The sequence below is a fragment of the Rhizobacter sp. P5_C2 genome (assembly GCF_054049715.1).
In genome coordinates, this window is sequence record NZ_JBFULV010000025.1 from 34,950 (window position 1) to 48,160 (window position 13,211).

Annotated in this window: 12 protein-coding genes; 8 read left to right on the top strand and 4 right to left on the bottom strand. The window is 69.5% G+C overall.

Features of this window, described 5'->3' with window-relative positions; genetic code table 11:
* Position 1: 1 nt before the first annotated feature.
* The 4 genes from ACXJLU_RS11725 to ACXJLU_RS11740 are packed head-to-tail and all read right to left on the bottom strand — an operon-like array spanning position 2 to position 4,092.
* A complete protein-coding gene (locus ACXJLU_RS11725; protein ID WP_073465111.1) occupies positions 2-922 on the bottom strand; it encodes a LysR family transcriptional regulator in 921 nt (306 codons plus the stop codon).
* A 49-nt stretch (positions 923-971) separates the two neighbouring features.
* Positions 972-1,943, bottom strand: coding sequence for a Bug family tripartite tricarboxylate transporter substrate binding protein (locus tag ACXJLU_RS11730; protein WP_457331073.1), 972 nt, complete (start codon positions 1,941-1,943; stop codon positions 972-974).
* Entirely contained in the window at positions 1,943-3,163 is a 1,221-nt protein-coding gene (locus ACXJLU_RS11735; protein WP_457331005.1) for a CaiB/BaiF CoA transferase family protein, read from the bottom strand. The genes ACXJLU_RS11730 and ACXJLU_RS11735 overlap by 1 nt, the downstream gene beginning before the upstream one ends.
* A gap of 8 nt (positions 3,164-3,171) precedes the next feature.
* Entirely contained in the window at positions 3,172-4,092 is a 921-nt protein-coding gene (locus ACXJLU_RS11740; RefSeq protein ID WP_457331075.1) for a hydroxymethylglutaryl-CoA lyase, read from the bottom strand.
* 109 nt (positions 4,093-4,201) lie between these two features.
* On the opposite strand from ACXJLU_RS11740, the gene ACXJLU_RS11745 reads away from it, so the two are divergent.
* From ACXJLU_RS11745 to ACXJLU_RS11780, 8 genes are all read left to right on the top strand, one after another.
* Positions 4,202-4,942: an IclR family transcriptional regulator gene (locus tag ACXJLU_RS11745; RefSeq protein ID WP_457331007.1), complete on the top strand. Its 741-nt coding sequence runs from the start codon at positions 4,202-4,204 to the stop codon at positions 4,940-4,942.
* Positions 4,943-5,042: 100 nt separating this feature from the next.
* Positions 5,043-6,626 carry a malate synthase A gene (gene aceB / locus ACXJLU_RS11750; RefSeq protein WP_457331009.1) on the top strand — a complete coding sequence of 528 codons (1,584 nt, stop codon included), beginning with the start codon at positions 5,043-5,045 and terminating at the stop codon, positions 6,624-6,626.
* A gap of 70 nt (positions 6,627-6,696) precedes the next feature.
* On the top strand, positions 6,697-7,011 hold the full coding sequence (locus ACXJLU_RS11755; protein ID WP_457331011.1) for a type II toxin-antitoxin system Phd/YefM family antitoxin: 315 nt from the start codon (positions 6,697-6,699) through the stop codon (positions 7,009-7,011).
* Positions 7,008-7,385: a hypothetical protein gene (locus ACXJLU_RS11760; RefSeq protein ID WP_457331013.1), complete on the top strand. Its 378-nt coding sequence runs from the start codon at positions 7,008-7,010 to the stop codon at positions 7,383-7,385. Before ACXJLU_RS11755 ends, ACXJLU_RS11760 begins: the two co-directional genes overlap by 4 nt.
* Positions 7,386-7,604: 219 nt before the next feature.
* Complete coding sequence (locus ACXJLU_RS11765; protein WP_457331015.1) at positions 7,605-8,588, top strand: esterase/lipase family protein; 984 nt, start codon at positions 7,605-7,607, stop codon at positions 8,586-8,588.
* Positions 8,585-9,541 carry a lipase secretion chaperone gene (locus ACXJLU_RS11770; protein ID WP_457331017.1) on the top strand — a complete coding sequence of 319 codons (957 nt, stop codon included), beginning with the start codon at positions 8,585-8,587 and terminating at the stop codon, positions 9,539-9,541. The genes ACXJLU_RS11765 and ACXJLU_RS11770 overlap by 4 nt, the downstream gene beginning before the upstream one ends.
* A 129-nt stretch (positions 9,542-9,670) precedes the next feature.
* Positions 9,671-11,689 (top strand): M13 family metallopeptidase, encoded by a 2,019-nt coding sequence (locus ACXJLU_RS11775; RefSeq protein WP_457331019.1) that lies wholly within the window; start codon positions 9,671-9,673, stop codon positions 11,687-11,689.
* A 27-nt stretch (positions 11,690-11,716) separates the two neighbouring features.
* Positions 11,717-13,159, top strand: coding sequence for a DHA2 family efflux MFS transporter permease subunit (locus ACXJLU_RS11780; protein WP_457331021.1), 1,443 nt, complete (start codon positions 11,717-11,719; stop codon positions 13,157-13,159).
* Positions 13,160-13,211 lie beyond the last annotated feature (52 nt).

The following is a 13,211-nucleotide window of genomic DNA, read 5'->3' on the forward strand; positions in this document are numbered from 1 at the left end:
CTCAGGCGGGACCTGCGGTGCGTTGCCAATACGTGGCGTCGCCGTAGGTCTGCTTCAGGAAATCGATCCACAGCCGCACCCGCAGCGGCAGGTGCTTGCGCTGCGGGAACACGGCGTAGATGCCGTTCGGCGGCGCGGCGAAGTCGTCGAGCATGCTGACCAGCGCGCCGCTCGCGACCTCGCCTTCGACCTCCCAGGTCGAGCGCCATGCAATGCCGAGCCCCGCCAGGCACCAGTCGTGCAACACCTGGCCGTCGCTGCAATCGAGCCGGCCGTTCAGCCGCAGGTGCTGCACCTGGTCGTCGATCGTGAAGGCCCAGCCGCGCGTCTGGCTGGCATCGCTGCTGAGCGTCAGGCATTCGTGGTGCGACAGCTCCTGCGGCGTGCGCGGCGTGCCGGCGCGCTTCAGGTAGTCCGGCGTCGCGACGCACAGCCGGCGGTTGTCGGCCAGCCGCACGCTGACCAGGCTGCTGTCGGGCAGCTCGCCGACGCGCACCGCGCAATCGACGCCTTCGTTGACGATGTCGACCAGCCGGTCGCTCAGGTTCAGCGAGACGCTGACCTCGGGATGCAGCGCGAGGAAGCGCGGCACCAGCGGCGCGACGTGGCGGCGGCCGAAGCCGGCCGGTGCGGTCAGCCGCAGGTAGCCTGCCGCCTTGACCCCGCCGGCGCTGACACTCGATTCGGCGTTCGCCAGGTCTGCCAGCAGCCGCTGGCAGTCCTCGAGGAAGGCGCTGCCTTCGTGCGTCAGCGTGATGCGGCGGGTGGTGCGCACCAGCAGCTTGACGCCCAGCCGTTCTTCGAGCGCATCGATGCGCCGGCCGATGACCGCCGGCGCGACGCCCTCGGCATGGGCGGCGGCCGTCAAACTGCCCTTGGCAGCGACCGATACGAACGATTCGATCTGCTTTAGCCGGTCCATGGCCCGCGATTATGCGCGCCGAAGTCAGCAATCCTCGGGGTCGGCGAGCTCAGTCTGGCTTGATGCCGGCTTCGCGGACGACCTTGCCCCAGCGCGTGTACTCGGCCTTCAGGAACTGCGCGAACTGCTCCGGCGTGCCACCCATCGGCGCACTGCCGTCGGCCAGCAGCGCCGCCAGCGTGTCGGCCCGGCCGAGCGCGCGGTTGACCGCTGCATTCAGCTTGCGCACCACGTCGCGTGGCGTGGCGGCCGGTGCGACCAGGCCCTTCCAGTCGGTCGCCTCGAAGCCGGCGTAGCCCGATTCGGCGACCGTCGGGACCTCGGGCATCACCGGCAAGCGGCGCGCCGACGTGACGGCCAGCGCCCGCAACTTGCCGCCGCGCACCAGCGCCGTGACGGCCTGCGGCGTGCCGAACATGAAATCGGTCTGCCCGCCGATCAGGTCGGTCAGCGCCGGGCCGGCGCCTTTGTACGGCACGTTGGTGAACCGCACGCCGGCGAGCCGGCCGAACATTTCGCCCGCGAGGTGGCCGACGGTGCCGTTCGAGGCCAGCGCCTGCAACAGCACGCCGGGCTTGGCCTTGGCCGCCGACACGATCGCCGCCAGCGACGTGAACGGCGATTCGGTGCGCACGACAAGAACGACCGGCAGCGAGGCCACCAGCGCGACCGGCGTGAAATCCTTCAGCGGATCGAAGGGCATCTTCGCCAGCAGCGCCGGGTTCACCGCGAGGTTGGCGGTCTGGCCCATGCCGAGCGTGTAGCCGTCGGCCGGCGCCTTGGCGACCGCATCGAGGCCGATGTTGCCGCCGGCCCCGGCCCGGTTGTCGACGACGAAGTTCCAGCCGGTGTCGGCGCTGATCTTGCCCGTGATCAGCCGCGAGACCACGTCGGTCGCGCCGGCCGGCGGGAACGGCACGACCAGCCGGATCGGCTGGTTGGGGAAGGTGGATTCGGCCAGCGCAGGCCAGGAGGCGAGCGCCGGCAGGCCGGCGAGAAGGGTGCGGCGCAGTGGGTTCATCACGAGGTGTCTCCGGGTGGTTGTTCGGTTTGGGTGGGGGCGATCACGCCATCGCTGCGCAGCGCGAGGATCTGCGCGGGGTCCAGGCCGAGCGACTGCAGCAGCGCCTCGGTGTGCTCGCCGATCGACGGCGGGTTGGAGCGCAGCGGTGGCCGCCGCCCGTCGAGCGTGATCGGCAGCAGCGGCGTGCGCGTGTCGCGGCCATCGGGCAGCGTGACCGGCGCGAGGCCGCCGGTGGCCAGCAGGTGCGGGTCGTCGAACAGGTCGTGGGGCCGCGTGATCGGCGCCCAGGGCAGGCCGTTGGCCTCGAAGCGCGCGCCGATCTCGGCCGCGCGGTGTACCGCCATGCGCTCGCGCAGCAGCGGCATCATCCAGCCGCGCGCGGCCACGCGCAGGTTGTTGGTCGCGAGCCGCGGGTCGTCCTTCAGGTCGGCGAAACCGAACGCGTCGCACAGGTTCGCCCATTGGCCGTCGGACACCACCGCGAGGAAGATCTGCTCGCCGCCGGCCACCTCGAAGATGTCGTAGACGCCCCAGGCCGGGATGCGGCTGGGCATCGGCGCGGCTGGCCGGCCGGTGACCGCGAACTGCATCATGTGCTGCGCGACCAGCAGCACGTTGTTTTCGAACAGCGCACTCTGCACCTCCTGGCCGCGGCCGGTGCCGGCTCGCTGCGCGAGCGCGGCCAGCGCGCCGATCGCGCCGAACATGCCGCCCATGATGTCGTTGACGCTGCTGCCGGCCCGCAGCGGCTGCCCGACCGGCCCGGTCATGTAGGCCAGGCCGCCCATCATCTGCACCACCTCGTCGAGCGCGGTGCGGTGCTCGTAAGGGCCGGGCAGGAAGCCCTTGTGCGAGACGTAGACCAGCCGCGGGTTCAGCGCCGCGAGGTTCGCATAGCCGAGGCCGAGCGCGGCCATGCCGCCGGGCTTGAAGTTCTCGCAGAACACGTCGGCCGTCGCGACCAGCTTCAGCACCAGCTCGAGCCCGCGCGGCTGCCGCACGTCGATCGCGAGGCTCTTCTTGTTGCGGTTGAACATCGGAAAGAAGCCGGCGCCCGAGCCCTGCAGCCGCCGGGTGGCGTCGCCCGCCAGCGGCTCCACCTTGATGACCTCGGCGCCCAGGTCGGCGAGCACCATGCCGCAGCTCGGGCCCATCACCATGTGGGTGAACTCGATGACGCGGATGCCGGCCAGCGGCAGCTCGTTGCCGTCATTCATGCTGTCGCTCATGCCGGCACGAACCCGAGCGGCAGCCCCGCCTGCGGCGTGTGGCCGTACAGCGGCTCGCCGGCGAGCGACTGCTGCAGCACCTCGCGCGAGCGCATCAGCCGGGGCAGGTCGACACCGGTGCGCACCCCCATCGCCTCGAACATGAAGACCAGGTCCTCGGTGACGACGTTGCCCGACGCGCCGGGCGCGTACGGGCAGCCACCCAGGCCGGCGAGCGAGCTGTCGAAGACGCGCACGCCAGCCTCGAAGGCGGCCAGGCAATTCGCCAGCCCGAGGCCGCGCGTGTTGTGCAGGTGTGCGGCACCGGCGTGCTCGCCGATCTCGGCGCGCAGCCGCGCGAACAGCCGCTTCACCTGGGCCGGGTTGCCCATGCCGGTGGTGTCCGACAGGCCCGATTCGTCGGCGCCCGCGGCGATGGCCTGCGCGGCGAGGCGGATCACCGCGTCTTCGGACACCGGGCCTTCGATCGTGCAGCCGAACGCGGTCGAGATGCCGGCCTCGATGCGCACGCCGGGCGCCCGCTCGTCGCGCAGTTCGGCGATCGAGCGCAGCGCCTCGATCATCTCCAGCGGCGTCTTGCGCACGTTGGCCAGCGAATGCGCCGTGCTGGCCGACACCGGCAGCGTCAGCTTGTGCACGCCGGCCGCGAGGGCCGCTTCGGCGCCGCGCAGGTTCGGCACCAGCGCCATCACGGTGAGGCCCGGCAGCGTCAGCGCGTGCGCGACGACCTCGGCCACGTCGGCCATCTGCGGCAGCAGCCGGGCCGGCACGAACGAGCCGACCTCGATCTCGCGCAGGCCGGCGGCATGCAGCGCATCGATCCAGCGCAGCTTGTCGGCGGTCGGCATCACGCGCTCGATGCTCTGCAGGCCGTCGCGCGGGCCGACTTCGCTGATCAGCACCGCGGGCGGGGGCAGGGGGCTTGCGTTCATGAGCATGATTTCATAAGATAGAACGACATTCTTTCCTTTGAATTCAAGTATCGATGTCGCCCGGACGCAAGTCAATGGCGGCAACGAGGAGCCCATGCCCCGCAAAGCTGCCCAGGCCTCGGTCGCCGACGAACATGCCGCCCCCGGCGGCGCGGCCGCGGTCGACCGCGCGCTCAGCCTGCTGATGGCGTTCGACAGCGCGCAGCCGATGCTGTCGCTGGCCGAGCTGTCTCAACGCACGCGCCTGCACAAGAGCACCGCGCTGCGGCTGCTGGCCTCGCTGGAGCACGCCGGCCTGGTGCAGCGGCTGGCCGACGGGCGCTACGCCGCCGGCGCGGCGTCGATCCGGCTGCAGGCGGCGCATGCGGCGGCGTTCTCGCTCGAGGCCGTCGTGATGCCGGTGCTGCGGCAACTGGCGGGGGCCACCCGCGAAAGCGCGGCCTTCCATGTGCGGCAGAACGACGCACGGCTGTGCCTGTACCGCGTCGATTCGCCGCAGCCGATCCGCGACCACATCCGGGCCGGCGACGTGCTGCCGCTGAAGCGTGGCGCGGGCGGGCGCGTCATCAGCGCCTATGCGCCGTTGGCGTCGGGCGCGTTGCCGGGCGATGCGATCAGCAAGTGCCTGCGCCGCGACGGCGTGATCGGCCTGGCCGACGACCGCAGCGAGGGCGTGGCCGGCATCTCGTCGCCGGTGTTCGATGCCGCAGGCGCGCTGGCCGGTGCGCTGACGCTGACGATGCCGACCCAGCGCTACACCGACGCGCATGTGGCGCCGGTCCGCGAGGCGGCGATTGCGCTGACGAAGCGGCTTGGCGGGCGATTCCCGGACTGATTGCTTGCGTTGAAGTCACGAATCACCGGATTCGCAGGCTCTTAATCTTCACGCAAGTCTCCAATAGAGTGCGGGGATTCGTTTTCGAGGAGATTCCCCCATGAGCAGCCTTTCCCTGCCGCACGGCATGCAGATCAACGCGCCCGTCCTGCCGGGCTTCGAGACGGTGCTGACGCTGCCGGCGCTGGAGCTGGTCGCCAAGCTGCACCGGGCCTTCGAGCCGCGCCGGCAGCAGCTGCTGGCCGCGCGCGTCGAGCGCACGCAACGGCTGGATGCCGGCGAGCGCCCTGATTTCCTGCCCGAGACGGCGCACATCCGCGCCGGCGACTGGAAGGTCGCGGCCATCCCGAAGGCGCTGCACTGCCGGCGTGTCGAGATCACCGGCCCGGTCGACGCGAAGATGGTGATCAACGCGTTCAACTCGGGCGCCGACAGCTACATGACCGACTTCGAGGACAGCAACTCGCCGTCGTGGTCCAACCAGATCCAGGGGCAGATCAACCTGTCGCAGGCGATCCGCCGCACGCTGACGCTCGAATCGAAGGGCAAGACCTACCAACTGAACGACCAGATCGCGACGCTGCAGGTGCGCCCGCGCGGCTGGCACCTCGACGAGAAGCATGTGACGGTCGACGGCCAGCGGGTGCACGGCGGCATCTTCGACTTCGCGCTGTTCATGTTCCACAACGCGAAGGAACAACTCGCGCGCGGGGCCGGCCCGTACTTCTACCTGCCGAAGATGGAGAGCCACCTCGAGGCGCGGCTGTGGAACGACGTGTTCGTGATGACGCAGGCCGAGCTCGGGCTGCCGCAGGGCACGATCAAGGCGACGGTGCTGATCGAGACCATCCTCGCGGCCTTCGAGATGGACGAGATCCTGTACGAGCTGCGCGAGCACAGCGCCGGGTTGAACGCCGGCCGCTGGGACTACATCTTCAGCTGCATCAAGAAGTTCAAGGTCGACCGCAACTTCTGCCTGGCCGACCGCGCGAAGGTCACGATGACCGCGCCGTTCATGCGCGCGTATGCGCTGCTGCTGCTGCAGACCTGCCACAAGCGCGGCGCGCCGGCGATGGGCGGCATGAGCGCGCTGATCCCGATCAAGAACGACCCGGAGAAGAACGCGATCGCGATGGGCGGGATCATTGCCGACAAGAAGCGCGACGCGGTCGACGGCTACGACGGCGGCTGGGTCGCGCACCCGGGCTTGGTCGAGCCGGCGATGAAGGAGTTCATGGCGGTGCTGGGCGACCGGCCGAACCAGTTCGACAAGCAGCGGCCCGACGTGAAGGTCAGCGCCGCCGACCTGCTCGACTTCCAGCCCGAGGCGCCGATCACCGAGCACGGGCTGCGGATGAACATCAACGTCGGCATCCACTACCTGGGGGCCTGGCTGGCCGGCAACGGCTGCGTGCCGATCCACAACCTGATGGAGGACGCGGCCACCGCCGAGATCAGCCGCTCGCAGGTGTGGCAGTGGATCCGCTCGCCGAAGGGCACGCTCGACGACGGCCGCAAGGTCACCGCCGAGCTGGTGCGGGCGCTGGTGCCGGAAGAACTCGCGAAGATCAAGGCCGGTGGCTTCGAGGGCAAGTTCGACCGCGCGGCGGAGATCTTCACGCAGATGAGCACGCAGGATGAGTTCGCGGAGTTTCTGACCTTGCCACTTTACGAAGAGATTTGATGGCGTTTGCCATTGCCCGAATGGTAGTTGTTGAGCAGAATGACGCAGCGTTATTCTGCTCAACACCGCCATGGCCATCGACATCACCAAGGGCATCGTGCCCATCACGCAAGCCCGCGCTCGCCTGACCGAACTCGCCGACGACGTGTCGAAGTCCGGGCAGGAAAAGATCTTCACGAAGAACGGCGAGAGTTACGTGGCATTGATCACTGCAGAGCAACTGGCCGAATACCACGGCTTCAAGGATGCAGAAAACCTCTCGCGCTTGAAGGCGTTGGTCGAGTCGGCCGAAGACATCGAAGCGGGCCGGGTGTACACCCAGGAAGAATTCAAACCGAGGCTTGCAAAACTGCGAGCCCGGGCTGAGCGCATCGCGAAAGCATGAGTGCGGCAGCGCCGCAGGTGATCTACACGCGGCGCTTCGAGCGCGCCCTCGAGGCGCTGCTCGATCACTACGACGCCATTCGCCACCTGCACCCCGACGCCGGATCCCGCGCCTTGGATTTGCTCGCTGTCGTCGAACTGAAGTTGCCGGTTCTGCTCGCGGCTCAGCCCAGGATCGGTCGCCGAGCTGTCCTCGGCGTCAGCCAAAGCCAGGCAGAGATTGCATGGTTGTCGCGGCTTGCACCGCTGACGTCCCGCCGACGCCTGGAGGCGCGTGAATGGTTGATCGAGGGCTTCTGGATCCTCTATCACCGCACGCCGGCGGCCATCTACGTCGCATCTGCTCGCGGGGAGAGGGAAGCGACGTATCGTTGAATGGGACACCGAACGCTCCCATCATCCGACGCCCTCCGGGAAAGTCCGGTGACGATTTCAGGGCCATCCCTCTTTTAAAAGACGAACGTTCGTTCGAGACTCCGCGTCGGCCGCATGTTTTGCAGGCAGTTCGCAGGATGTTCGGTCCCGCGTGCGCACACGACTGGCTTCGATGCCAGCGGGCGCACGACATACCTAGAACCTTCAGGAGACATCTCGATGAACTTGCCGATCTGCCGCGTGCCGCGGCCGTCCCCGTCTTTGCGTTCCTTGATCCCGCGTGCGCTCGGCGCCATTGCGCTGGCTGCCGGCCTCGCGCTCGGTGCCGCGCCCGAGGCACGCGCTGCCGACACCTACACGAAGACGCAGTACCCGATCGTGATGGTCCACGGCCTGCTTGGCTTCGATGCGATCGGGCCGGTCGACTACTTCTACGGCATCCCGTCGGCGCTGCGCGCGGGCGGCGCCACCGTCTACACGCCCAGCGTGTCGGCCGCCAACTCCAGCGAGGCGCGCGGCGAGCAGTTGCTGCGTGAACTGCGCGCGCTGAAGGCCGCCTACGGCTACGCGAAGTTCAACCTGATCGGCCACAGCCACGGCGGCCCGACGATCCGCTACGTGGCGGCCGTCGCGCCGGAGCTGATCGCCTCCGTCACGACGGTCGGCGCGCCGCACACCGGCAGCAAGACCGCCGACGCGATCCAGGGCGTCACCTCGTGGACCGGCACCACCGGCGCGGTCGCGGCGATCGCGAACGCGCTGGCGGCGACGATCTCGTTCCTGTCGGGCTCGCCGAGCCTGCCGCAGAACTCGCTCGGCGCGCTGCAGTCGCTGAACACCGCCGGCGCCGCCGACTTCAACCGCCGCTTCCCGCAGGCCGCGCCCACCACGCCCTGCGGCCAGGGCGCTGCGGTCGTCAACGGCGTGCGCTACTGGTCGGTCGGCGGCACCAGCGTGCTGACCAACGTGTTCGACGTCAGCGACGGCCTGCTCGCCGCCACCAGCGTGTTCTTCGGCTTCGAGCAGAACGACGGGCTGGTCGGCCAGTGCTCCAGCCACTGGGGCGTGGTGCTGAAGGACAACTACGCCTGGAACCACCTCGACGAGGTGAACCAGGCCTTCGGCATCCGCGGCCTGTTCGCGCAGGATCCGGTCGCGTTCTACCGCAGCCAGGCGAACCGCCTGAAGGCGGCCGGGCTGTGAGCGATCGGCCGGCCTCGCTGTTCGCACTCTCGGTCGCAGGGGTCTGCCTGGTGATCGGCGTGGTCGCCTGGCGGCTCACGCCATCGTCGACGCATGCGGCGCGGCCGGCCGAGCCGCGCTTCACCGAATGGCGCGACAACCCGTTCGCCGCCGGCGTCCCTACCGATGCCGCGGCCTACAACGAAGCATCCGGCCGGGAGGCGGAGGCCGCCGCGGCGCGGGTCGCCCGGCTGTGGGTCGATGGCTCGCTGCGCGGCACCGACCTCGATGGCGACTGGGGCAGCTGGGTCGGCGACCGGCTGCAGCCCGGCCTGGCGCTGCGCCGCCGCTTCGACTACCTGCTGACCGGCACCGGCGAGGTCGAGCCGGCCGAGTTGCGCCACTGGATCGAACAGCAGCTGACGCTCGAACGCGGCATCGACGCCGCGCGCCAGGTGCTCGATGTCTGGGACCGCTACCTCTCGCTGCAGCAACGCCGCTTCGAGACCGCGTGGAAACCCGAGGACCCGACCAGCTGGGCCGGCGTGATGGCCGAACGCTCGAAGGTGCGCCGCGACCTGCTGGGACTGCCGTGGGCGCAGGCCTTCTATGCCGACGAGGAGCGCGACTTCGCGGCGCTCGCGGCCCGCCGCAGCGCGCCGTCCACCGATGCCGCGCCAGCGTCGCCGTCGCTGCTGACCCCGGACGCGGCCCGCCAGACGCCCGAGCTGCAGGCCGCCCGCACCGCGCAGTTCGGTGCGGAAGGCGCTGAGCGGCTGCGCGCCGAGGATGCCGCCTGGGCGCGCTGGGAGCAGCAGATCGCCGACGCGCGGGCCGCGCTGCAGGCGATCGCGCAGCGCCCGGAGCTGTCGGCGCCGCAGCGCGAGCAGGCGCTGCAGGACGAGCTGGCCCGGCGTTTCAGTGGTCCGGAACTGCAACGCGCCCACGCGATCCTGCGCTCCGTCGCACCGTGAACCCGCGAAAGGTGAGGCGCCTGTAGAGTACGGCTGCGCCGATCAGGCGCCCCCTCGACCACCGCGGTCCATCCGGCCGCCCAGGAGCTTCACTTGCATCTTCTGCCTCATCGCCCCCGACGGGCTGCCTTGTTTGCTGCCCTTGCCGCCGTCGCCGCCACGCTGTTCGCCGGCCCCGTCCTCGCGCAGACCGAGGCGCCCCGCTCCGGCATCGACCGCAGCAGCATGGACAACGCCGTGCGTCCGCAGGACGACCTGTTCCGCCACATGAACGGCACCTGGCTGCGCGACGCGCCGATGCCGGCCGACAAGGCCCACATCGGCGCCTTCGAGAAGATCCAGGAAGGCACGCTCGAGAAGCTGCGCGGCCTGATCGAAGACGCCGCGGCGAACGGCGGCGACGCCGACGCGAAGAAGATCGGCGACCTGTACGCCAGCTTCATGGACGAAGCCGTGCTCGAGAAGCTGGGCGCCAAGCCGCTGGCCGGCGAGCTGGCTGCGATCGACGCGGTGCGCACCCGCAAGCAGTTCAGCGTGCTGATGGCGCGCCACGGCCGGCTCGGCATCCCGTCGGCAGTCAACGGCGAGATCGACCAGGACGCGAAGGATTCCACCCGCTACGTCACCTACCTGAGCCAGGGCGGCCTGGGCCTGCCCGACCGCGACTACTACCTGAAGGAAGACGACGCCCGCTTCAAGGAAGCGCGCGCCAGGTACGTCGAGCTGGTCGCGAAGCTGCTGAGCCTGGCCGGCGAATCGCACACCGAGGCCAGCGCCCGCGCGGTGCTCGCGCTCGAGACCGAACTGGCCCGCGTGCAATGGACGCGCGTCGAGAACCGCGATGCCGTCAAGAGCTACAACCCGGTGCTGCAGAAAGACCTGCCGAAGCTCGCGCCGGCCGTCGACTGGAAGGCCTGGCTGGCCGATTCCGGCATCGCTGGCAAGACGCCCGACGTGATCGTGCGCCAGCCGAGCTACTTCAAGGGCATGAGCGCGCTGCTGCAGTCGCAGCCGCTGTCGACCTGGAAGGCCTATGCGAAGACACGGCTGCTGATCTCGTTCGCGCCCTACATGAGCAAGGACTTCGTCGACGCCCATTTCGCGTTCAACGGCACGGTGCTGAGCGGCACCACCGAGAACCGCCCGCGCTGGAAGCGCGGCGTCGGCATCGTCGAGCGCTCCATCGGCGAAAGCCTCGGCAAGGTCTACGTGGCCAAGTACTTCCCGCCCGAGTCGAAGGACAAGATGGAGAAGCTGGTCGGCAACCTGCTGGCCGCCTACAAGCAGAGCATCGACACGCTCGACTGGATGGGCGCCGACACCAAGAAGCAGGCGCAGGCCAAGCTCGCGACCTTCGTGCCGAAGATCGGCTACCCGAAGAAGTGGAAGGACTACAGCCGGCTGCAGATCCGCCGCGACGACCTGGTCGGCAACGTGATGCGGGCGCGCCTGCTGGCCGATGCGCGCGAGGTGGCCAAGCTCGGCAAGCCGGTCGACCGCGACGAATGGTTCATGACGCCGCAGACCGTCAACGCCTACTACAACCCGGCGATGAACGAGATCGTGTTCCCGGCGTCGATCCTGCAGCCGCCGTTCTTCGACGCGAGCGCCGACGACGCGGCCAACTACGGCGGCATCGGCGCAGTGATCGGCCACGAGATCAGCCACGGCTTCGACGACGAGGGCAGCCGCTTCGACGGGCTGGGCAACCTGCGCGAATGGTGGACCGCCGAAGACCGCAAGCGCTTCGAGGCCAAGACCAGCATCCTGGTCGAGCAGTACGGCGCGTTCGAGCCGGTGCCGGGCTACAAGGTCAACGGCGAGCTGACGCTGGGCGAGAACATCGCCGACAACTCGGGGCTGGAGATCGCGTACAAGGCCTACCACCTGTCGCTGAACGGCCAGCCACCGCTCGCGATCGACGGGCTGAGCGGCGACGAGCGCTTCTTCCTCGGCTTTGCCCAGGTGTGGCGCGGCAAGGCGCGCGACCAGGCCATGATCCAGCAGCTGAAGTCCGACCCGCACTCGCCGGAAGAGATCCGCGCCAACGGCACGGTGCGCAACCACCCGGGCTACTACTCGACCTTCGGCGTGAAGGCGGGCGACAAGATGTACCTGCCGCCGGAGAAGCGCGTCTCGATCTGGTGATGCGGATCTGGTGAGAAACTGGGGCGCATGAGCACCCCGCCCGAGTCGCCGGCCTCCCTCGTCCAGTTGCGCGAGAGGTTCGGCGAGCGCTACCGCTGGATGGTGCTGCTGACGGTGATGATCGGCACGATGGCGTCGATCATGGCCTCGACCATCATCAACGTCGCGGTGCCCGACATCAGCCAGCGCTTCGGCCTCGGGCAGGAGCGCGCGCAGTGGCTGTCGGCCGGCTTCATGGCGGCGATGACGGTATCGATGCTGGTCACGCCGTGGGTGCTCGACCGCTTCGGCTACCGCAGCAGCTACTTCGGCGCGGTACTGCTGCTGATGCTGGGCGGCATCGGCGGCGGGCTCGGGACGAGCTTCGAAGGGGTGCTCGCGATGCGGGTGCTCGAAGGCCTGTCGGCCGGCGTGCTGCAGCCGATCCCCGCGATCATCGTGCTGCATGCGTTCCAGCGCCACGAGCAGGGCAAGGCGATGGGCATCTTCGGCTTCGGCGTCGTGCTCGCGCCGGCCATCGGGCCGAGCATCGGCGGCGTGCTGGTCGAGGCCTTCGGCTGGCGCTCGATCTTCTTCGTCGTGGTGCCGTTCTGCCTGGCGGCGCTCGCGATGGCGGCGCGCTACCTGCCGCACAGCTCGCCCGGCGGTGCGCATGTCAACCAGCATGGCCGCAAGCTCGACGTCGGCGGCCTGGCGCTGCTGACGGTGGCGGTGCTGGCGCTGTTGAACGGGCTGGTGCACCTGCACGACGCGGCCAAGCTGTCGGCGATCGTGCTGCTGGCGGTCGCGATCGGTGCCGGCGTCGTGTTCGTCGCGCGCCAGCGCCGAAGCGACAACCCGATCATGCGGCTCGGGCTGTTCAGCTTCCGCTCGTTCTCGATGGGCGGCTGGGTCGCGTTCATCTACGGCATGGCGCTGTTCGGCTCGACCTACCTGGTGCCGGTGTTCATGCAGCTCGCGCTGAAGCTGCCGCCGTCGCAGGCCGGTGCGGTGCTGCTGCCGGCGGGCATCGTGCTCGCGATCACCATCCCGCTGGCCGGCCGGCTGGCCGACAAGCTGCCGGTGAGCCGCGTCGTCGCGGCCGGCGTGCTGCTGCTGGCGGCCTCGTTCTGGCTGATGCTGACGGTAGGCTTCGCGACGGCGCTGTGGCTGATCACGCTGTGGGCGGTGGTCGGTCGCATCGGGCTCGGGCTGGTGCTGCCGTCGCTCAACCTCGGCGCGATGCGCGGGCTGCCGACCGAGCTGATCTCGCACGGCTCGAGCACGATCAACTTCCTGCGCCAGCTGGGCGGGGCGGTGGGGATCAGCATCGTCGGTATCGTGCTGCAGTGGCGGCTGGGCGTGCATGCGGATGCGCCGCTGCGGGCGTTCCATGAGACCTTCGGGCTGCTCGGTGGGATCAGCGCGCTGGCGGTGATCGCGGCGTGGCGGATGGCGCCACCAAACGGGAGTTCGTCGGAGCGAACCTGACATTCGTACCGGTTGCGTTTGGTGGGTCGGTCTCTACAGTGCGACGACCGCG

What these genes read in the sequence shown, in the direction of transcription:
- ACXJLU_RS11725 (WP_073465111.1), bottom strand. Translation starts at nt 922, where the DNA reads ATGGACCGGCTAAAGCAGATCGAATCGTTCGTATCGGTCGCTGCCAAG.
- ACXJLU_RS11730 (WP_457331073.1), bottom strand. Translation starts at nt 1,943, where the DNA reads ATGAACCCACTGCGCCGCACCCTTCTCGCCGGCCTGCCGGCGCTCGCC.
- ACXJLU_RS11735 (WP_457331005.1), bottom strand. Translation starts at nt 3,163, where the DNA reads ATGAATGACGGCAACGAGCTGCCGCTGGCCGGCATCCGCGTCATCGAG.
- ACXJLU_RS11745 (WP_457331007.1), top strand. Translation starts at nt 4,202, where the DNA reads ATGCCCCGCAAAGCTGCCCAGGCCTCGGTCGCCGACGAACATGCCGCC.
- aceB (WP_457331009.1), top strand. Translation starts at nt 5,043, where the DNA reads ATGAGCAGCCTTTCCCTGCCGCACGGCATGCAGATCAACGCGCCCGTC.
- ACXJLU_RS11755 (WP_457331011.1), top strand. Translation starts at nt 6,697, where the DNA reads ATGGCCATCGACATCACCAAGGGCATCGTGCCCATCACGCAAGCCCGC.
- ACXJLU_RS11760 (WP_457331013.1), top strand. Translation starts at nt 7,008, where the DNA reads ATGAGTGCGGCAGCGCCGCAGGTGATCTACACGCGGCGCTTCGAGCGC.
- ACXJLU_RS11765 (WP_457331015.1), top strand. Translation starts at nt 7,605, where the DNA reads ATGAACTTGCCGATCTGCCGCGTGCCGCGGCCGTCCCCGTCTTTGCGT.
- ACXJLU_RS11780 (WP_457331021.1), top strand. Translation starts at nt 11,717, where the DNA reads ATGAGCACCCCGCCCGAGTCGCCGGCCTCCCTCGTCCAGTTGCGCGAG.